The organism is Rhodanobacter sp. UC4437_H4 (assembly GCF_052978425.1).
Genome location: NZ_CM129673.1, coordinates 3,559,381 through 3,578,659, shown reverse-complemented (window position 1 = coordinate 3,578,659; position 19,279 = coordinate 3,559,381). Strand labels below are relative to the sequence as shown.

Sequence of the window (19,279 nt, the reverse complement as noted above, 5' to 3'; positions counted from 1 at the left end):
GCGTGGCCGCTGCCTCGCGCAGCGGCGGGCATGATAGCGCGAGCCGCCCGCTTCACTCGCGCGCGGGACCGATCCGCGCCAGCAACGCCTGCAGCAAGCGCTGCTGGTGCTGCGCATCGAGCGGCGCGTTGGCGCGATCGGTCAGCAGGAAGAAGTCCTCCACCCGCTCGCCGAAGGTGGCGATGCGTGCGTCGTGCACGCGTACGTCCTCGCTCAGCATCACCTGCGCCACCGCCGCCAGCAGACCGGGCCGGTCGGTCCCCGCCAACGCCAACTGGGTGCGACCGCCGGCGGCATGGAAGCTGATCTTCGGCGTCACCTGGAAATGCTTCTGATGACGCGACATGCTGCGCTTGCTCGGCTGCACGCCCACCGCTTGCGCGAGTGCGCGCTGCAGGCGCTGCTGCAACTCTTCGGCACGCGCGGGACTGGCCGGTTGCTGGCTGTCGGCTTCGAGCAACAGGAAGGTATCCAGCGCCATGCCGGTGGGCGAGCTGAGGATGCGCGACTCCATCACCGAAAAGCGCAGCCGATCCAGCATCGCCGTCACGGTGGCGAACAGGCCGTCCCGATCGGGCGTGTAGACGAACAGCTCGGTGCTGCCGCGTACCGACAACGGTTCCACCGCGACCAGCGGCACCGCACCCTGCGCGCGCAGGATCGCCGCGGTCTGCCACGCGATCTGCTCGGGCCGATGGCGCAGGAAGCTGAGTTGCGGAAAATCCCCCCAGACCTGCCGCACCCGGGCTTCGTCGAAGCCATCCTCCTGCAGCCGCGCCAGCGCCTGCGCGCTGCATTCGCGCACGCGCACGCCAGCGTCGCGCGGCAACTCGACGTCGCTGCGCAGGGCATGGCGGGTGCTGGTGCAGAGATCGGCCAGCAGGCGATCCTTCCAGCTGTTCCACAGGCGCGGGCTGGTGCCGATGATGTCGGCAATGGTCAGCAAGTAGAGCTGGCCGAGCTGCTCCCGCTCGCCCACCGTCTCGGCGAAACGGTGCACCACCTCGGGATCGGTGATGTCCTGGCGTTGCGCCGTGGTGCTCATCAGCAGGTGATGGCGCACCAGCCAGGCGACCCGTTCGACGTCGCCGGAGGGGAGGCCCAGCCGCGTGCAGAAATCCCGCGCATCCTGTTCGCCCAGCACCGAATGGTCGCCGCCGCGACCCTTGGCGATGTCGTGGAACAACGCCGCCAGCAGCAGCACCTCGGGCTTGGGCAGCATGGCCCAGATCTCGCAGCCAAGCGGGAACTCGCCCCGTGCCGCCGGCTCGGCGAAGCGCGCCATGTTGCGCAACACGCGCAAGGTGTGTTCGTCGACCGTGTAGACATGGAACAGGTCGTACTGCATGCGCCCGAACACCTTGCCGAACGCCGGCAGGATCGCCGCCAGCAGGCCGTGCCGGTTCATCCGCCACAACGCCTCCACCGCCGGCGCACCGCGCCGCAACAGGCGCAGGAACGCGGCCAGCACCTCCTCGTCCCGGGCCAGCGCCGCGCCATGGGCGTCGGTCGCCTGATGGATGCGGCGCATGGTGTCGGCACTGAAGCCCAGCACGCCGGACTGCTCCAGCCGGGCGATGAAAATCTCCACCAGCGCCGCGGGCCGGCGCATGAACAATTCCGGATCGCGCGCGGCCAGGCGCGCGCCGTAGCGCACGAAATCGTCGCCCACCGGCTGCTCCGCCGCGGGAGGCTCCAGCATCTCCTCGAAGCGCTCGGCCACCTGCACGCCGAGCCGCTCGACCTGGCTGGCTGCGCGGTAGTAGCCCTGCATGAACTGTTCGACGCCGAGGTTCTTCTCGTGCTCGTCCTGGAATCCCAGGCGTGCGGCCAGCGCCTGCTGATAGTCGAACAGCAGCCGCTCCTCGGCCCGTCCCGCTTCCAGATGCAGGGCATAGCGGTAACGGCGCAGCGTCGATTCGGCTTGTTCCAGCTGGGCTTGCTCGGCCGGATCGAGCAGCCCCTCGGCGACCATCCCCGACAACCCGTCCGCGTGCGCCAGGCGTCGCCCCATCCAGCGCAGCGAGTCGAGCGTACGCAGGCCGCCGGGCCCGTCCTTGAGGTTCGGTTCGAGGTTGTAGGCAGTGTCGTCGTAACGGGCGTGCCGCGCGTTGCGCTCGGCCAGCCGGGCGGCGAGGTATTCGCGCGGCGGCCACAACGCCGGGTCGTCAACGATGCCCCGCAGTTGCGCATCGAAGGCCGGATCGCCGGCCAGCCGTCGCGCGTCGAGCAGGCTGGTGAATACGCTGGCGTCCTGCGCGGCCAGCGCCCGGCATTGCGCTGGTTCGCGCACGGCGTGGCCCACTTTCAGGCCGATGTCCCACAAGGTAGCGAAGAACTGCTCCAGTGCCCGCAGGCGCGCAGGCTCGGGTGCCGCCGCCAGCGCCAGCAGGTCCACATCCGAGTACGGAAACAGCAGGCCGCGGCCAAAGCCGCCAATCGCGAACAGCGCCGCGCCGGCTACCTCACCGAGGCAGGCTGCCCACACATGCGCAACCACCCGCGCCACCGACTCGCCGCGCCGCCGCGCCAACGCACTGGCATCCATGCCGTCGCGAAACGCCGTAGCCAACCCGCGATCCACATCCTCCAGCAACTGCCGCAACGCCCGCCGCGCCTCGGCCGAAACGCCGGAGCGCGGCACTGCCACGGGCAGGCGCGGCAAGGGAGGGAGCGCTGAATTCATTGGAGCGAGAAGTGAGTGGAGAGGAGTGCGGAATGAGAGAAGGCAGTCTGCCATGTCTGCATGGCATCCGGCGCCGACGCCGCGCGTCCGGCTCTCTTTTCTCACTCCTCCCCACTCACTCCTGCTTCACGCATCCGGCCAGGGCGTGAGGATCTCGAAGCCGTCGTCGGTCACCGCCAGGGTGTGTTCCCACTGGGCGGACAGCGAATGGTCCTTGGTCACCACGGTCCAGCCGTCGGGCATCTGGCGCGTCTGCGGCTTGCCGGCGTTGATCATCGGCTCGATGGTGAAGGTCATGCCCTTCTTCAACTCGACGCCGGTGCCGGGCTTGCCGTAATGCAGCACCTGCGGCTCGTCGTGATAGACCTTGCCGATGCCGTGGCCGCAGTACTCCTTGACCACGCTGAAACCGGCCGCCTCGGCATGCTGCTGGATGGCGTGGCCGATATCCCCAAGCGTGGCGCCGGGACGCACCGCCTCGATGCCGCGCATCATCGCCTCGAAAGTCGTATCCACCAGCCGTTTGGCCAGCACCGACGGGGTGCCGGCGACGTACATGCGACTGGTGTCGCCGTGCCAGCCGTCCTTGATCACGGTGACGTCGAGGTTGACGATGTCGCCGTCCTTGAGCACCTTGCCCTCGCTCGGGATGCCGTGGCAGATCACGTGGTTGACCGAGGTGCACAGGGTCTTGGGGAAGCCGTGATAGCCGACGTTGGCGGGAATCGCCTTCTGCACGTTGACGATGTGCTCGTAGGCGCGGCGGTCCAACTCCTCGGTGGTGACGCCGGGCTTGACGTACTCCTTGAGCATGGCCAGCACTTCGGCAGCCAGCTTGCCGGCGACGCGCATGCCTTCAAGGTCTTCGGGAGATTTCAGGGTAATGGCCATGGATTCCACTCATGTGGCGACAGAACTCCTTGAAATCCAGAGACTTGCCGCACCGCCGGCGTACCGGCTACAATTTCGGAGTTTTGCAGGGCTGATGCCTCCCGAGCGGGAGTCGATCCACGCAAAGCGAGCCGGGATTGTAACGCCCAGCGGTACAACACCCAAACCAACGCCACACACGCATCGGCACCGCCTTCGGGGTGCCGCGCCTCGCCCACCGTCAAAATCGGGCCAGTCGCGGTCGAAGCCGGGGATGCGTGGAGGTCCCAACCCCCAGGTTCCTTCTCGAGGGAACCGACAATCGGAGCGACACCCATGGCACAAGTCACCATGCGTCAGATGCTGGAAGCCGGCGTCCATTTCGGTCATCAGACCCGTTACTGGAATCCCAAGATGGCCCCGTACATCTTCGGCGCCCGCGGCAAGATCCACATCATCAATCTCGAAAAGACCCTGCCGCTGTTCACCGACGCGATGAATTTCCTGTCGGGCCTGGCGCAGAAGCGCGGCACCATCCTGTTCGTCGGCACCAAGCGTTCGGCCCGCGAGCCGTTGGCCGAAGAGGCCGCACGCGCCGGCATGCCGTTCGTCACCTCGCGCTGGCTCGGCGGCATGCTGACCAACTTCCGCACCGTGAAGCAGTCCGTTTCGCGCCTGAAGGAGCTGGAAGCGGCCGAGACCGACGGCAGCTTCGACAAGCTGGTCAAGCACGAAGTGCTGGCCCGTCGTCGCGAGCGCGACAAGCTGCAGGCTTCGCTGGGCGGCATCAAGGACATGAACCGCCTGCCTGATGCCTTGTTCGTGATCGACATCGGCCACGAAGACATCGCCGTGCAGGAAGCCAAGAAGCTCGGCATTCCGGTGATCGCCGTGGTCGATACCAACTACAACCCGGAACTGGTCGACTACGCCATCCCGGGCAACGACGACGCGATCCGCGCGATCCAGCTGTATGCCCGCGCCGCCGCCGACTCGATCCTCGAAGGCAAGGCCGCCGCGCCGGCCGCCGCCCAGGGCGACGGCAACGACTTCGTCGAGCTGGACGAGGAAGGCAACCCGGTGGCCAAGGTCGATCGCCCGCGCCGCGAGGCTGCCCCGCGCAAGTCCGCGCCGCGCCGCGACGGCGGCCGTGGCCCGCGCAACGAAGGCGCGCCCGCCAAGTAAGCGCCGAGGCGGCGGTCGCCGACCGCCGCCAGGCTGCCGAGATCAACGCGTGACGGCGTTTGCTTGCCGTCGCGCCATCCAAGCATTGGAGAACTACCGATGAGCAATATTTCCGCCCAGATGGTGAAGGAGCTGCGCGAGCGGTCCGGCGCCGGCATGATGGAATGCAAGAAGGCGCTGGTGGAGAACAACGGCGACCTCGACGCCGCCATGGAGTGGCTGCGCAAGTCCGGCCTCGCCAAGGCCGACAAGAAAGCCAGCCGCATCGCCGCCGAAGGCCGCATCGTCACCGACCAGGCCAGCGGCAAGGCCGTACTGGTCGAGATCAACTGCGAAACCGACTTCGTGGGCAAGGACGCGAGCTTCCTGAAGTTCAGCGACGCCGTCGCCGAAGTCGCGCTGAAGTCCGGCGCCGCCGATATCGACGCGCTCAAGGCAGCCGCCTATCCCGGCGGCGGTACCGTCGAGGACGCGGCCAAGGCGCTGATCGCCACCATCGGCGAGAAGATCGACGTACGCCGCATGGCCCGCATCGAGAACGACGGCGTGATCGGCAACTACATCCATGGCGGTCGCATCGGCGTGCTGGTGTCGCTCAAGGGCGGCTCCGAGGAGCTGGCCAAAGGCATCGCCATGCACGTGGCGGCGATGAACCCGGCGCACGTCCGCGCCGAGGACGTGCCGGCCGAGTTCGTCGCCAAGGAGAAGGAAATCGCGCTGAGCCTGATGTCCGAGAAGGACAAGGCCAAGCCGGCCGAGATCCTGGAGAAGATCATCAGCGGCAAGATCCACAAGATCGTTTCCGAAGTCACCCTGCTGGGCCAGCCCTACGTGCTGGACACCAACGTCACGGTCGCCGAGGCGCTGAAGAAGGAAGGCGCCGACGTCATCTCGGTCGTCCGCCTGGCCGTCGGCGAAGGCATCGAGAAGGTGGAAGAGGATTTCGCCGCCGAAGTCATGAAGCAGGCAGGCTTGAGGTAATCCGAAGTACCCGTCATCCCTGACGGCAAAGACCGGCCATCGGGCAACCGCTCCTGCGTTGCCTCACCTCGGGCATCCATGCCCTCGCCATGGCCGGACTTTCAGAAAGAGCGGGTGCTTCGAACCAGGGGCCGCGGGAAACCGCGGCCCTTTTCGTTGTCGCGGTCAATCCCGGTAGGCGCCCAGGTCGCGACGATGGCCGAACTGCGTGACGTAGAACCCCAGCCGCCCGCGAAAGCCTCCCAGCGCCACCTCCACGCGATGGCGCGGATGGGCCTCGTAATAGGCCGAACTGGTGCAAAGGTGGTCGAACAGGAAGCCGGTCATGGGGCCGCCCCTCAACTGGTAGTCGCATTCCCGGCGCCGCCGGCGGTGAACGGTGTGCATCTGCACCGGCGGCAGGAATGCGGCATCGCCCAGCATTCGCGTGACCCCGCCCGCCACCCCATGCGCCAGCGCGCACCAGATGAAGCCTGCAGCCAAGGCAGCGCAGAACGGTGCCGCCAGGAGCATTTCGGCGGTACCGCCCTGATAGGCTTCGTTGCGTCCGGTGAGATTGACCCACGCGAGCCACACCGTGACCGCCACGCCAAGCACCAGCGCCACGTAGAAGCTGGATCGTTCCACCCACGGCTCGGGCAGGAAGTCGATCCAGCCACCGTAGAACGCCAGGGCCATCACGATCAGCGTGCCGTGGATGGCGATGCGTCGCCCGCGCGACGGCGCCGGAACCCCGTAATAAAGCGTGTTCCACCCCACCCGTTCGCTCCTTGAACCGAATCCGTCGCGGCGACTTCAATCGACCGAGGCAAGCTTACCCGAGAGCGGCTCTGCCGCTACAATGTGGCGGTTTGCCCCCATAATCCGGAGAACCCATGAGCACCCAGCCCAAGTACCACCGCATCCTGCTCAAGCTCTCCGGTGAAGCGCTGATGGGCGAGGCCGACTACGGCATTGATCCGAACGTGATCGGCCGTCTCGCCGAGGAGATCATCGAGGTGCGCCGCGCCGGCGTGGAAGTGGGCGTGGTGATCGGCGGCGGCAACATCTTCCGCGGCGCCGGCCTGGCCGCGGCCGGCATGGATCGCGTCACCGGCGACCACATGGGCATGCTCGCCACCGTGATGAACGCGCTGGCGATGGCCGATGCGATCGAGAAGCGTGGCGGCTATGCGCGGGTGATGAGCGCGATCCAGATCCACGACGTGGCCGAGGACTACATCCGCCGCCGCGCGATCCGCCACATCGAGAAGGGCCGCATCGTGCTGTTCGCTGCCGGCACCGGCAATCCGTTCTTCACCACCGACTCGGCCGCGGCGCTGCGCGCCGTGGAAGTCGGCGCCGACCTGCTGCTCAAGGCCACCAAGGTCGACGGCGTCTACAGCGCCGACCCCGCCCGTGACGCGCACGCCATCCGCTACGAGCGGCTGAGCTACGAGGAAGTGATCCAGCGCAACCTGCAAGTGATGGACACCGCCGCGATCGCGCTGTGCCGCGACCACGGCATGCCGCTGCGCATCTACGACATGAGCGTGCCCGGCAGCCTGATGCGCATCATGGGCGGCGAGTCGATCGGCACGCTGGTCGGCTGAGTCGGCCCGCGGGGGCGACGCCCGCCACTGCTATAATCACGCGTTGCCAGATTCACCGGGGTACGACACATGCTCAACGACATCAAGAACGATGCCCAGGCCCGCATGGGCAAGAGCATCGATTCGCTCAAGCACGACCTCACGCGTATCCGCACCGGCCGCGCCAGCACCACGTTGGTCGACCACATCAAGGTCAGCTACTACGGCGCGGAAACGCCGCTGTCGCAGGTCGCGTCCGTGACGCTGGCCGATGCGCGCACCATCCTCATCACGCCGTGGGAAAAAAACATGGTGGCGCCGATCGAGAAGGCCCTGATGGCATCGGACATCGGCATTACGCCGACCACCGCCGGCACCGTGATCCGGCTCAACATGCCCGCGCTCACCGAGGAGCGTCGCAAGGAGCTGGCCAAGCACGTGGGCCATGAGGGCGAGAACGCCAAGATCGCCATCCGCAACGTGCGCCGCGATGCCCTGCAGCAGGTCAAGGACCTGCTCAGGGACAAGCAGATCACGGAGGACGAGGATCGCCGTTTCGACGACGAGATCCAGAAGCTCACCGATCGCGCGGTCAAGGACGTCGATACCGTGGTCAAGGCCAAGGAAGAGGAGCTGATGGCGCTCTGAGCGCCATCGCACCCCGCATGCCGGCCGCCACGGCTGCCCGGGTTCCCCGCCATGTCGCCATCGTGATGGACGGCAACGGGCGCTGGGCCCGCGCCCGGCACCGTCCGCGCAGCTTCGGCCACAACGCCGGGCGCCGCGCGGTGCGCGAGGTGATCGAAGCCTGCCTGCGCGAAGGCGTGCCGGTGCTGACCCTGTTCGCCTTCTCCAGCGAAAACTGGCAGCGCCCGCAGGACGAGGTCAGCGCGCTGATGAACCTGTTCGTGCGCGCGCTGGACAAAGAGGTGGAGGAACTGCACGGCCACGGCGTGCGCCTGCGCTTCATCGGCGACCTGGACAGCTTCGACGAGCCGCTGCGCCAGCGCATGCGCGCGGCGACGGACCGCACCGCCGGCAACGCGGCGCTGCAACTGAATATCGCGGTGAGTTACGGCGGCCGCTGGGACATCGTGCAGGCCTGTCGCCACGCTGCCGCGGCAGTCGCGCATGGCGAGTTGCGCGCCGACGAGATCGACGAATCACGGCTGGGCCAGTGGATGAGCCTGGCCGAGCTGCCGCCGCTGGACCTGTTCATCCGCACCGGCGGCGAACGCCGCATCAGCAACTTCCTGTTGTGGCAGGTCGCCTACGCCGAGCTGTACTTTACCGACACGTTGTGGCCCGATTTCGACCAGGCTTGCCTGCGCGAGGCCATCGCCGACTACGCTTCGCGCGAGCGCCGCTACGGCCGCACCAGCGCGCAGCTGGCCCCTGCCCCCCAGGAGCGTGGGCGATAGAAACCAAGGGGCTATGGCTTCGCGCTTTTGGCCAGCTTTTCCGCTCCTTCTCGTCAGATAGCTACGGCTATCTTCCTCAAACGATCGAAAAACCTGACTCAAAATCGCTTTGCTCGCTCCCTTGGTTTCTACCGCCCACGCTCCTAGAGGATTTCCATGCTGCTTCAGCGCATTCTCACCGCCCTGGTGCTCGCGCCGCTGGCGATCCTGATCGTCCTGCTGCCGCCGACCGGCGTCTTCGGCGCGATCGTGGCCGTGGCTTTCCTGGCGGCATGGGGGGAGTGGGCCCAGCTGAGCGGTCTGCATGGCCGTGCCCGGGTGGCCTTGCTGATCGTGGCCGCCGGCGTGTTCGTGCTGCTCTGGCTGGCGCGCGACAGCGCGTGGCTCGACTGGCTGCTGGTCGCTGGCGTGGCATGGTGGCTGGTGGCCTGCCTGTGGCTGCGCCACTTCGCGTTCGCCGCCGCGCCCACGCGCGACAACACCGCGCTGAAACTGCTGGCCGGCGCATTCGTGATCTTTCCGGCCTGGGTCGCCCTGGTCGGCATCCATGGCCACTCGCCGCACGGCCCGTGGTGGACCTTGCTGGCGCTGATGATCGTGTGGGCCTCGGACATCGGCGCCTACGCCGCCGGCCGCGCCTTCGGCAAGCGCAAGCTGGCGCCGCATATCAGCCCGGGCAAGACCTGGGCCGGCGCCTACGGCGCGCTGGTCGCCGGCGTGCTGCTGGCGCTGGTCGGCGCCTGGCTGCTCGACGTGCGTGATGTGCGGTTGCTGGCGCTGGCGCTGCTGGCGGCGGCCACCGTGTCCATTTCTATCGTCGGCGACCTGTTCGAGAGCCTGCTCAAGCGGCATGCCCAGGTGAAGGATTCGGGCAGCATCTTTCCCGGCCATGGCGGCCTGATGGATCGACTGGACAGCGTGTTCGCGGCACTGCCCATTTTCGCCGCCGGCTTGTGGGTGCTGCAGTTGTGACGATGCGCACGGTCGCTGTCCTTGGTGCCACCGGCTCGATCGGCGGCAGCACGCTGGACGTGATCGCGCGCCATCCGGAGCGGTTCCGCGCCAGCGTGCTCACCGCGAACCACCGCGTCGAGGCGCTGGTCGAACTGTGCGTTCGACACCGGCCGGACCTGGCCATCGTCGCCGATCCCGCGCACGAGCGCGAACTGGCCCGGCGCCTGGCCGACGCCGGGGTGCGCTGCGATGTCGCCAGCGGCCCGGACGCGCTGGTCGCCGCGGCGGCCAGCAACCTGTGCGACACCGTGGTGGCGGCCATTGTCGGCGCCGCCGGGCTGGAGTCGACCCTGGCCGCCGCGCAGGCCGGCAAGCGGCTGCTGCTGGCCAACAAGGAGTCCATCGTGATGGCCGGCCCACTGCTGCTGCAGGCGGTCGAGCGCGGTGGCGGGGTGCTGGTGCCGGTCGACTCCGAGCACAACGCGTTGTTCCAGTGTCTGCCGGGCGGTCGCCCCGCACTGGCCCGCAGTGGCGTGCGCCGATTGATCCTGACCGCGTCCGGCGGCCCGTTCCGCGGCCGCAGCCGCGCCGAGCTGGCTCATGTCACGCCCGACCAGGCCTGCAAGCATCCCAATTGGGTCATGGGCCGCAAGATCTCGGTCGACTCGGCCACCCTGATGAACAAGGGGCTGGAGGTGATCGAGGCGCATCACCTGTTCGCCGCGCCGGTCGAGGCCATCGAGGTGGTGGTGCATCCGCAGAGCCTGATCCACTCGATGGTCGACTACGTCGACGGCTCCGTGCTGGCGCAACTGGGCAACCCGGACATGCGCACCGCGATCGCCCACGCGCTGGCCTGGCCGGAGCGGGTCGAGTCCGGGGTCACCCCGCTCGACCTCGCCGCCTGCGCGCCGCTGCAGTTCGAGGCGCCGGATCTGGCCACCTTCCGCTGCCTGGCGCTGGCCTTCCAGGCGCTGCGCGCCGGTGGCGACGCCCCGACCGTGCTGAGCGCGGCCAACGAGGTGGCGGTGGAGGCCTTCCTCGCCGGCACGCTGGCGTTCCTGTCGATCGCCGACGTGGTCGAGGCGGTGCTTGCGGAACTGCCGGCGCAGCCGGTGGTCGATATCCCGACCCTGCTCGAGCGCGACCGGGCGGCCCGCGAGGCGGCCCGGCGCGTACTGCGCAGGGCTTGCTGATATTCTTGTCCCGATGACTTTCCGCTGCGGTACTTGATGACTTCCTTTTTCGGCTCGGTGTTCTGGTTGCTGGTCACGCTCGGCGTGCTGGTGACCTTCCATGAGTTCGGCCACTACTGGGTCGCGCGGCGCTGTGGGGTCAAGGTGCTGCGGTTCTCGATCGGCTTCGGCAAGGCGATCTGGAAGCGCATCGGCCGCGACGGCACCGAATACTGGATCGCGGCGATCCCGCTGGGCGGCTACGTGAAGATGCTGGACGCGCGCGAGGGCGAGGTCGACCCGGCCCTGCGCGACCAGGAGTTCACCGGCAAATCGGTGTGGAAACGCATCGCCATCGTGGCGGCCGGGCCGGGCTTCAACGTGATCTTCACCATCGCCGCGCTGTGGCTGATGTTCATGCTCGGCCGGAGCGACTACGCGCCGATCGTCACCGCCACGCCGGACAGCATCGCCGCCGAGGCAGGCATCCAGCCGGGCGACCGCATCCTCAGCGTCAACGGGCGCCAGGTCTCCACCTGGAGCGATTCGATGGACGCGGTGGGCAACGCGCTGCTGGCGCTGACCCCGCTGCCGCTGACGGTGCGCCACGCCGACGGCCAGACCCGCGAACTCGTGCTGCCGCTGGACCGCCTGCCGGCCGGCCAGCCGATCGACCAGTACTTCGGCAAGCTCGGCCTGCGCCTGGCGCCGCCGCCGGCGATCGCCGGCACGGTCAAGCCCGGGCAACCGGCGGCCCTGGGCGGCATCCAGGGCGGCGATCGCATCGTCAGCATCAACGGCCAGCCGGTGGGCGATTTCGACAGCCTCGGCAAGCTGGTGCAATCGGCGGCGGCCACATCGCCGCGACTGTCGATCGGCGTGCTGCGCGACGGCCGGCCGCTGACCCTCGCGGTCACCGCGACATGGGAGTCGCTCGGCGACCAGCCGGCGAAGTGGATGCTGGGCGTCGCCCCGCCGCCGCCGGAGCCGGCCACCGTGCAGTACTCGCCGGCGCGCGCACTGGGCGCCGCGTTCACCACCACCTGGCGCAATACCCGGCAGACCTTCGGCATGATCGGGGAGATGCTCAGCGGGCACGCCTCGACCAAGAACATCTCCAGCGTGATCGGCATCGCCCAGTACGCCAATGCGTCGGCGCAGATGGGGCTGGCGTGGTTCCTGCAGTTCCTGGCGATGGTGTCGCTGAGCCTGGCGATCCTGAACCTGCTGCCGATCCCGGTCCTCGATGGCGGGCACCTGCTGTATTATCTGATCGAACTGGTCAAGGGCAGCCCGGTCAGCGAACAGGCCATGATCATCGGCCAGTACATCGGTCTGGTCCTGCTGTTCAGCCTGGTCGGATGGACGCTATTCAACGACATCCAGCGAACCCTGCTGTCGTGATGCGCATTGCCATCGCCCTCGACCACCTGGCGATCCGCCAGACTGCGCCGGTCGTGCTTGCCCGGGCCGACGCGGTCCACGACAAATCCCGCTGGAATGCAGCGCCCCTTTTCGCGACGGGCTCATCCCCCGCCGCATGCGTTGACGGAGCGGCCGCGCTGGCCGCCCCGTCAAACTAACCCAACGGAACCGACGATGAAGCGTATCGCCGCGCTGATCCTGCTTGCCTCCCTTGCCGCCAACGCGTACGCGTTCGAGCCCTTCGTGATCTCGGACATCCGCATCGACGGCCTCAGCCGCATCGCGGCCGGCACGGTGTACAACTACCTGCCGGTGAACAAGGGCGACCGGCTCACCAACGCCGAGGCGGCACGCGCCATCCGCGCGCTGTACCAGACCAAGTTCTTCAGCGACGTGGAGCTCGACCGCGACGGCAACATCCTGGTGATCAAGGTGGTCGAGCGGCCGTCCATCGCCAAGCTCAACATCCGCGGCAACCACGACATCAAGACCGACGACCTGAAGAAGGGCCTCAAGCAGACCGGCATCTCCGAAGGCGAGACCTTCGACCGGCTGGCCATCGACGGCGTGCAGCAGGAGCTGATCCGGCAGTACTACAACCGCGGCAAGTACAACGTGTCGGTCGAGCCGCACGTGACCCGGCTCGACCGCAACCGTGTCGCCATCGACATCGAGATCCGCGAGGGCAAGGCCGCCAAGATCCGCGAGATCAACATCCTCGGCAACCACGCCTATACCGACAAGCAGATCCGCGACGATTTCGAGTCCGGCACGCCGAACCTGATGTCGTGGTACTCCAAGAACGACCAGTACTCGCGCGAGAAGCTTTCCGGCGACCTGGAGAAGCTGCAGTCCTACTACATGAACCGCGGTTACGCGGATTTCGGCGTGGATTCGACCCAGGTCAGCATCTCGCCGGACAAGCGCAACATGTACATCGACGCCAGCATCAAGGAAGGCGACATCTACAAGGTCACCGACGTCAAGCTGCTCGGCGACCTGATCCTGCCGGAAAAGACGATGCGCCAGCTGGTGTTCGTCAAGGAAGGCGACATCTTCAACCGCGGCGCGATCGAGAACTCCAGCAAGGCGATCAAGGCGGTGCTGTCCAACATCGGCTATGCCTACGCCAAGGTCACCCCGATCCCGAAGCTGGACAAGGACAAGCACACGGTCGACCTGACCATGTACGTCGAGCCGGGCCAGCGCGTGTACGTGCGCCGCGTGATCTTCTCCGGCAACACCAAGACCGAGGACAACGTGCTGCGTCGCGAGATGCGCCAGCTCGAAGGCTCCATGTACTCGCAGGCCGCGATCGACCGCTCGAAGATCCGCCTGCAGCGGCTGGGCTACTTCAAGAAGGTCGACATCGACAAGAAACTGGTGCCCGGCTCGCAGGACCAGGTCGACGTCAGCGTCAAGGTCGAGGAGCAGGCCGCCGGCAGCATGCAGTTCGGCATCGGCTACTCGCAGTACGCCGGCATCATCCTCAACGCCTCGTTGAGCCAGAACAACCTGTTCGGCAGTGGCGACAGCTTCTCGGTGAGCGGCTCGCGCAGCACCTACCAGACCAGTTTCGGCGCCAACTACTACAACCCGTACCTGACCGACAACGGCATCGGCATCGGCTACAGCGTCAACTATTCCAAGACCGACTACGGCAACACCGACTACGCCAACTACAGCACCAGCGCCAAGGGCTTCTCCACCTACCTGGGCATCCCGATCAGCGAAACCGACGGCGTGCGCGTGGGCCTGGGCATCAGCAGCAACAAGGTCAACCTGTTCCCCGGCTACAGCCCGCGGGACCTGATCGACTACCAGAACCAGCTCGGCAACAAGACGATCCATTCGTGGACCGGCACGCTGGGCTGGAACCACGACACCCGCAACGGCTTCTGGGCGCCCACCCGCGGCGGCCTGCTGCAGGCCCAGGCGGATGTCGCCCTGCCCGGCTCCACCGTGCAGTACTGGAAGCTCACCGCCGAGGCCAACCATTACTGGCCGATCGGCAAGGGCTTCGTGCTCTACCTGGACGGCCAGGTGGGCTACGGCAAGACCTATGGCAAGAACGGCATCAGCGACGACCAGTTCGCCGTGCTCAAGGCCGCCACCGAAGCGCAGCGCGGCGCAGGCTACGTGATGCCCGACCTGCGCCAGGATTTCCCGTTCTTCGCCAACTTCTCCGCCGGCGGCGTGCGCGACGTGCGCGGCTTCCAGGACAACACCCTGGGCCCACGCGTGTGCATCGACGGCAGCTCGCCGGACGCGCGCGGCAACTGCCTGGGCGCCTACTGGGCGCAACCGATCGGCGGCTCGTTCAAGGTGCTGGGCACCGCCGAGCTGTACCTGCCGCTGCCGTTCCTGAAGGACATCAACACCGCGCGCGTGTCGCTGTTCACCGACGTCGGCAACGTCTACCGGGATTACCAGAGCTTCGACGCCAGCACGCTGCGCGCCTCGGCCGGCGTATCGCTGCACTGGCAGGCGCCGATCGGCCCGCTGATCATCAGCCTGGCCGTGCCGTTCCGCTCGCAGCCGTCGGACGGTCATTACGAGGAGCGCATCCAGTTCACCTTCGGCAGCCAGTTCTGACCATCGGCCGGTGCGGGCGCCGCCACGTGCGGAGCTGCCGGCGTATCGAAGGAAAACGCGGCGATGCCGCGTTTTCTTTTTCGTCGTCCGGGCACACCTGCGTCGTGCGGCGCCACGCCCTACAATGACGCGCACCGTCCGGAGCCACGCATGAACGCCATCCACTACTCGGCAGCCGAACTGGCCGCGCGCTTCGGCCTCGACGTCCGCGGCGACGGCACGCGGATGGTGAGCGGCGTGGGCACGCTCGGTGGCGCCGGCGCCAGCGAGTTGAGCTTTCTTTCCAACAGCAAATACACCGCGCAGCTGCTGTCCACCCGCGCGGGCGTGGTGGTGCTGCGCGAGGAGAACCTCGCCGATTGCCCGGCCACCGCGCTGATCGCCAGGGACCCCTACGTCGCCTACGCGCGCATCGCCGCGCTGTTCGAGCGCCTGCCCGCCGCACCGGCTGGCGTGCATCCCAGTGCCGTGGTCGCCGCTTCCGCGCGCGTCAGCGCCGGCGCCAGCATCGGCCCGTGCTGCGTGATCGAGGCCGATGCAGTGGTCGAGGACGGCGCCGTGCTGGGGCCACACTGCATCATCGGCGAGGGCTGCACGGTGGGTGCGCAATCGCGGCTGGTGGCCCGGGTCACCCTGGTCACGCGCGTCATCCTGGGTCGCCGCGTGCTGGTGCATCCCGGCGCGGTGATCGGTTCGGACGGCTTCGGCCTGGCCTTCGACACCGACCACTGGATCAAGCTGCCCCAGTTGGGTGGGGTACGCATCGGCGATGACTGCGAGATCGGCGCCAACACCACGATCGACCGCGGCACGCTGGACGACACCGTGCTGGAAGAAGACGTGCGGCTGGACAACCAGATCCAGATCGCCCACAACGTGCACGTGGGCGCGCACACCGCAATGGCCGGATGCGCCGCCGTGGCCGGCAGTGCCAGGATCGGCCGCTACTGCCAGATCGGCGGCAATGCGGGCGTGCTCGGCCATCTCGAGCTGGCCGACCGGGTTACCATTACCGCCAAGAGCCTGGTCACCCATTCGATACGCGAACCGGGCGAGTACTCCTCCGGCGTGCCGCTGCAGGAAAATCGCCTGTGGCGCAGGAATGCGGCGCGATTCAAGCATCTGGACGAATACGCGCGCCGTCTGGCGGCACTGGAAAAGGACAAGAGCGATGACTGAGGAAAATTTCGAGATCACCCTGCCGGTGCAGGTGGAGCAGATCCAGCGCCTGCTGCCGCACCGCTACCCGTTCCTGCTGGTCGACCGGGTGATCGAGGTCGTGCCGGACGTCAGCGCAGTCGCGCTGAAGAACGTCACCATCAACGAACCGTTCTTCGATGGCCATTTCCCGGGCCATCCGGTGATGCCGGGCGTGCTGATCATCGAGGCGATGGCGCAGGCCGCCGGCCTGCTGACGCAGATCAGCCGCCGCATGAAGGGCGACGCGGGCAGCCCGTTGTTCTATCTGGTCAAGGTCGACAATGCGCGCTTCAGCGCTCCGGTGGTGCCGGGCGACCAGTTGCGCCTGGAAGTGAACCTGAAACGCCTGGTCCGCGGCATGGGCCTGTTCGCCGCGCGCACCACGGTCGACGGCAAGGAAGTGGCAAGCTGCGAACTGATGTGCGCCGCGAGGTCATGAACATGAGTGACAGCACCGCGATCCACCCCACTGCGCAGGTCGACCCGGCTGCCGTGATCGGCGCCGGCGTGCGCATCGGCGCCTATAGCGTCATCGGCGCGCAGGTGGAGATCGGCGACCGCACGGTGATCGGCCCGCACGTGGTGATCGAAGGCCCCACCCGGCTCGGGTGCGACAACCGCGTCGCCCAGTTCGCCTCGCTGGGCGGCGATCCGCAGGACAAGAAATTCGCCGGCGAGCGCACCGAACTGGTCATCGGCGACCGCAACCTGATCCGCGAATTCACCACCATCAACCGCGGCACCGGCGACGGCGGCGGCGTCACGCGCCTCGGCGACGACAACTGGGTGCTTGCCTACGTGCACATCGCGCACGACTGCCAGGTCGGCAATCACGTGGTGTTCTCCAACTATTCCGCCCTGGCCGGGCACGTGGTGATCGGTGACTGGACGATCCTCTCCGGCTATTCGGGCGTGCACCAGTTCTGCAAGGTCGGCGCGCACGCCTTCATCGGCATGGGCTGCCTGGTCGGCCACGACGTGCCGCCGTTCGTGATGATGGCCAACGAGCAGCAGGGCCGCCCGCGCGGCATCAACAGCGAAGGCCTCAAACGCCGGGGCTTCGATGCCACCCGCATCGCCGCGATCAAGCGCGCCTACCGCACCCTCTACATGGCCGGCCTCTCGCTGCCCGAAGCCCGCGAGAAACTCGCCGAGCAGGCGCGCGAAAGCGCCGACGTCATGGCAATGCTGGAGTTCCTCGACCACAGCGAGCGGTCGTTGGCGCGATAGGCGCGTCGCGCTTATCGCAAAATCAAGCACGCGCTCTGGCTCTCGCTTCACGACGGAGACGAAATGCAAAACACCGGCGTCTCCGCAACTGCCCCGCTGATCGCCATCCTCGCCGGTGAGGATTCCGGCGACCAGCTCGGTGCCGACCTGATCGTCGCCTTGCGCCAGCGCTACCCGCAGGCGCGCTTCGTCGGCATCGGCGGGGCGCGGATGCAGCGCGAGGGGTTCGAGTCCTGGTACGACATCCGCGAGCTGTCGCTGTTCGGTTTCAGCGAGGTGATCAGCCACCTGCCGCGCCTGCTGCGTCTGCGCCGTTCCCTGGTCGCGCGCCTAAGGCAGGCCAGGCCGGCGGTGGTGATCGGCATCGACGCCCCGGATTTCAACCTCGGCGTGGAACGGCGCCTGAAGGAGGCCGGCTTGCGCACGGTTCACTACGTCAGCCCCTCGGTGTGGGCATGGCGCGAGAATCGTGTGGAGAAGATCGGTCGCAGCGCGGACCGCGTGCTGTGCCTGTTCCCGATGGAACCGGCGATCTACGCGCGCCATGGCATCGACGCGCGCTTCGTCGGCCACCCGCTGGCCGACCGCTTCGCGCTGGTCGCCGACCGCGTCGGCGCGCGCGAGGCGCTGCACCTGCCGCAGCAGGCGCCGGTGTTGGCAGTACTGCCGGGCAGCCGGATGTCCGAGGTGGATCGGCTGGGCCGGATTTTCCTGGATGCCGCGCAGCACGTTGCCGCAGTCGTGCCCGGCCTGCGCATCGTGGTCCCCGCCGCCAATGCACGGGTGCACGCGCGGTTGCAGGAACTGCTCGCCCGATTGCCGGCCAGCGAACCCGCGCCGCTGCTGCTGGACGGCCAGGCCCACGAGGCGATGCTGGCCGCCGACGTGGTGCTGCTGGCCTCCGGCACCGCCACGCTGGAGGCCATGCTGGCCAAGCGGCCGATGGTGGTCGGCTACCGCGTGGCGCCGCTGAGCTATCGCATCGCGCGCGCCCTGAACATGATCAAGACGGACGTCTATTCGCTGCCCAACATCCTGGCCCGCGCCAGCGGGCTGGGCCCGGGGCCGTGGGTGCCCGAGCTGATGCAGGACGACTGCACCGCCGACAAGCTGGCCGCCGCCACGCTGGCCCTGTTCGGCGACAGCGAGCGCCGCAGCGCGATCGTGGCCGCCTTCGAATACCTGCACCAGGAACTGCGCGGCGACATGGCCGGCCACGCCGGCGAACGGGCCGCGACCGCGGTGGCGGAGCTGGTCGACGATCACGGCCGCGCCGATGGCTGAGCTTGTTCTCGACAACCATCGCCCACCGCCGCGCTCGCAGGCGGCCGAGGACGGATCGGCGACCAGCCTGCTGGTCGCCGGCGTCGACGAAGCCGGTCGCGGCCCGCTCGCCGGTCCGCTGGCGGTGGCGGCGGTGATCCTCGATCCGGTCCGGCCGATCCGCGGCCTCGACGATTCGAAGAGGCTCAGCGAGGCACGCCGCGAGGCGCTGTTCCCGCTGATTCTCGAACGCGCGCTGGCGTACTGCATCGTGCTGGTCGAGCCGGAGGAAATCGATTCGCTGAACATCTTCCACGCCACCATGACCGGCATGCGCCGCGCCCTCGCCGGCCTGGCGCCCGCCGCGCAGCACGCGCTGATCGACGGCAACAAGCTGCCGCCGAACCTGCCCTGCCCGGCGCGCGCGATCGTCGGCGGCGACGCGCTGGAACCGGCCATCAGCGCGGCCTCGATCCTGGCCAAGGTCAGCCGCGACCGCTTGATGGTGCAACTGGACGCGCTCCACCCCGGCTACGGCTTCGCCCTGCACAAGGGCTACCCCACGCCGGCCCACCTCTCCTCGCTGCAGCGGCTGGGGCCATGCCCACTGCACCGCCGCAGCTTTGCCCCGGTGCGCCTGCTGCTGGATCAGGCCAGCTTGTTCTGAGGCAAACATCGCGGCCGCGATTGCCGCACCCGGCCATCGCTTACACTGGCCTCTCG

Annotated in this window: 17 protein-coding genes; 14 read left to right on the top strand and 3 right to left on the bottom strand. The window is 67.9% G+C overall.

What is annotated here, in order from left to right; translation table 11 throughout:
* Positions 1 to 52: 52 nt before the first annotated feature.
* Entirely contained in the window at positions 53 to 2,686 is a 2,634-nt protein-coding gene (gene glnD, locus ACVCL3_RS16190) for a [protein-PII] uridylyltransferase (protein ID WP_447099967.1), read from the bottom strand.
* A gap of 126 nt (positions 2,687 to 2,812) precedes the next feature.
* Positions 2,813 to 3,577, bottom strand: a complete 765-nt coding sequence (gene map, locus ACVCL3_RS16185; protein WP_447098382.1) for a type I methionyl aminopeptidase — start codon at positions 3,575 to 3,577, stop codon at positions 2,813 to 2,815.
* A gap of 315 nt (positions 3,578 to 3,892) precedes the next feature.
* On the opposite strand from map, the gene rpsB reads away from it, so the two are divergent.
* Positions 3,893 to 4,741, top strand: a complete 849-nt coding sequence (rpsB, locus tag ACVCL3_RS16180) for a 30S ribosomal protein S2 (RefSeq protein ID WP_447099966.1) — start codon at positions 3,893 to 3,895, stop codon at positions 4,739 to 4,741.
* Between the two features lie 99 nt (positions 4,742 to 4,840).
* Positions 4,841 to 5,722 (top strand): translation elongation factor Ts, encoded by an 882-nt coding sequence (gene tsf / locus ACVCL3_RS16175; protein ID WP_395119729.1) that lies wholly within the window; start codon positions 4,841 to 4,843, stop codon positions 5,720 to 5,722.
* Positions 5,723 to 5,887: 165 nt separating this feature from the next.
* Here tsf and ACVCL3_RS16170 read toward each other — a convergent pair whose 3' ends face one another.
* The gene (locus ACVCL3_RS16170; RefSeq protein WP_447099965.1) at positions 5,888 to 6,481 is read right to left on the bottom strand and encodes a hypothetical protein; all 594 of its coding nucleotides are present in this window, start codon (positions 6,479 to 6,481) and stop codon (positions 5,888 to 5,890) included.
* A gap of 116 nt (positions 6,482 to 6,597) precedes the next feature.
* On the opposite strand from ACVCL3_RS16170, the gene pyrH reads away from it, so the two are divergent.
* The 12 genes from pyrH to rnhB all read left to right on the top strand — a co-directional run bounded on the left by pyrH (position 6,598) and on the right by rnhB (position 19,223).
* Entirely contained in the window at positions 6,598 to 7,314 is a 717-nt protein-coding gene (pyrH, locus tag ACVCL3_RS16165; protein WP_395119731.1) for a UMP kinase, read from the top strand.
* Between the two features lie 69 nt (positions 7,315 to 7,383).
* The gene (frr, locus tag ACVCL3_RS16160; protein ID WP_447098380.1) at positions 7,384 to 7,941 is read left to right on the top strand and encodes a ribosome recycling factor; all 558 of its coding nucleotides are present in this window, start codon (positions 7,384 to 7,386) and stop codon (positions 7,939 to 7,941) included.
* A gap of 17 nt (positions 7,942 to 7,958) precedes the next feature.
* The gene (gene uppS, locus ACVCL3_RS16155) at positions 7,959 to 8,714 is read left to right on the top strand and encodes a polyprenyl diphosphate synthase (RefSeq protein WP_447098379.1); all 756 of its coding nucleotides are present in this window, start codon (positions 7,959 to 7,961) and stop codon (positions 8,712 to 8,714) included.
* A gap of 156 nt (positions 8,715 to 8,870) precedes the next feature.
* Complete coding sequence (locus tag ACVCL3_RS16150; RefSeq protein WP_447099964.1) at positions 8,871 to 9,686, top strand: phosphatidate cytidylyltransferase; 816 nt, start codon at positions 8,871 to 8,873, stop codon at positions 9,684 to 9,686.
* 2 nt (positions 9,687 to 9,688) lie between these two features.
* A complete protein-coding gene (locus tag ACVCL3_RS16145; protein WP_447099963.1) occupies positions 9,689 to 10,864 on the top strand; it encodes a 1-deoxy-D-xylulose-5-phosphate reductoisomerase in 1,176 nt (391 codons plus the stop codon).
* Between the two features lie 36 nt (positions 10,865 to 10,900).
* The gene (rseP, locus tag ACVCL3_RS16140) at positions 10,901 to 12,247 is read left to right on the top strand and encodes an RIP metalloprotease RseP (RefSeq protein WP_447099962.1); all 1,347 of its coding nucleotides are present in this window, start codon (positions 10,901 to 10,903) and stop codon (positions 12,245 to 12,247) included.
* A 195-nt stretch (positions 12,248 to 12,442) separates the two neighbouring features.
* The gene (gene bamA / locus ACVCL3_RS16135) at positions 12,443 to 14,863 is read left to right on the top strand and encodes an outer membrane protein assembly factor BamA (protein WP_395119737.1); all 2,421 of its coding nucleotides are present in this window, start codon (positions 12,443 to 12,445) and stop codon (positions 14,861 to 14,863) included.
* Between the two features lie 150 nt (positions 14,864 to 15,013).
* The gene (gene lpxD, locus ACVCL3_RS16130; RefSeq protein WP_447098374.1) at positions 15,014 to 16,042 is read left to right on the top strand and encodes a UDP-3-O-(3-hydroxymyristoyl)glucosamine N-acyltransferase; all 1,029 of its coding nucleotides are present in this window, start codon (positions 15,014 to 15,016) and stop codon (positions 16,040 to 16,042) included.
* Positions 16,035 to 16,502, top strand: a complete 468-nt coding sequence (gene fabZ, locus ACVCL3_RS16125) for a 3-hydroxyacyl-ACP dehydratase FabZ (protein WP_395119739.1) — start codon at positions 16,035 to 16,037, stop codon at positions 16,500 to 16,502. Before lpxD ends, fabZ begins: the two co-directional genes overlap by 8 nt.
* A 2-nt stretch (positions 16,503 to 16,504) precedes the next feature.
* On the top strand, positions 16,505 to 17,293 hold the full coding sequence (gene lpxA, locus ACVCL3_RS16120; RefSeq protein ID WP_447098373.1) for an acyl-ACP--UDP-N-acetylglucosamine O-acyltransferase: 789 nt from the start codon (positions 16,505 to 16,507) through the stop codon (positions 17,291 to 17,293).
* A 63-nt stretch (positions 17,294 to 17,356) separates the two neighbouring features.
* A complete protein-coding gene (lpxB, locus tag ACVCL3_RS16115; protein ID WP_447098372.1) occupies positions 17,357 to 18,577 on the top strand; it encodes a lipid-A-disaccharide synthase in 1,221 nt (406 codons plus the stop codon).
* Positions 18,570 to 19,223 carry a ribonuclease HII gene (rnhB, locus tag ACVCL3_RS16110; RefSeq protein WP_447099961.1) on the top strand — a complete coding sequence of 218 codons (654 nt, stop codon included), beginning with the start codon at positions 18,570 to 18,572 and terminating at the stop codon, positions 19,221 to 19,223. The genes lpxB and rnhB overlap by 8 nt, the downstream gene beginning before the upstream one ends.
* Positions 19,224 to 19,279 lie beyond the last annotated feature (56 nt).

Bases quoted from the DNA above. Each gene is read 5' to 3' on its own strand.
- lpxA (WP_447098373.1), top strand. From the start codon at position 16,505: ATGAGTGACAGCACCGCGATCCACCCCACTGCGCAGGTCGACCCGGCT.
- frr (WP_447098380.1), top strand. From the start codon at position 7,384: ATGCTCAACGACATCAAGAACGATGCCCAGGCCCGCATGGGCAAGAGC.
- bamA (WP_395119737.1), top strand. From the start codon at position 12,443: ATGAAGCGTATCGCCGCGCTGATCCTGCTTGCCTCCCTTGCCGCCAAC.
- rseP (WP_447099962.1), top strand. From the start codon at position 10,901: ATGACTTCCTTTTTCGGCTCGGTGTTCTGGTTGCTGGTCACGCTCGGC.
- fabZ (WP_395119739.1), top strand. From the start codon at position 16,035: ATGACTGAGGAAAATTTCGAGATCACCCTGCCGGTGCAGGTGGAGCAG.
- tsf (WP_395119729.1), top strand. From the start codon at position 4,841: ATGAGCAATATTTCCGCCCAGATGGTGAAGGAGCTGCGCGAGCGGTCC.
- rnhB (WP_447099961.1), top strand. From the start codon at position 18,570: ATGGCTGAGCTTGTTCTCGACAACCATCGCCCACCGCCGCGCTCGCAG.
- ACVCL3_RS16150 (WP_447099964.1), top strand. From the start codon at position 8,871: ATGCTGCTTCAGCGCATTCTCACCGCCCTGGTGCTCGCGCCGCTGGCG.
- lpxB (WP_447098372.1), top strand. From the start codon at position 17,357: ATGCAAAACACCGGCGTCTCCGCAACTGCCCCGCTGATCGCCATCCTC.
- map (WP_447098382.1), bottom strand. From the start codon at position 3,577: ATGGCCATTACCCTGAAATCTCCCGAAGACCTTGAAGGCATGCGCGTC.
- rpsB (WP_447099966.1), top strand. From the start codon at position 3,893: ATGGCACAAGTCACCATGCGTCAGATGCTGGAAGCCGGCGTCCATTTC.
- lpxD (WP_447098374.1), top strand. From the start codon at position 15,014: ATGAACGCCATCCACTACTCGGCAGCCGAACTGGCCGCGCGCTTCGGC.
- ACVCL3_RS16145 (WP_447099963.1), top strand. From the start codon at position 9,689: ATGCGCACGGTCGCTGTCCTTGGTGCCACCGGCTCGATCGGCGGCAGC.
- glnD (WP_447099967.1), bottom strand. From the start codon at position 2,686: ATGAATTCAGCGCTCCCTCCCTTGCCGCGCCTGCCCGTGGCAGTGCCG.
- uppS (WP_447098379.1), top strand. From the start codon at position 7,959: ATGCCGGCCGCCACGGCTGCCCGGGTTCCCCGCCATGTCGCCATCGTG.
- pyrH (WP_395119731.1), top strand. From the start codon at position 6,598: ATGAGCACCCAGCCCAAGTACCACCGCATCCTGCTCAAGCTCTCCGGT.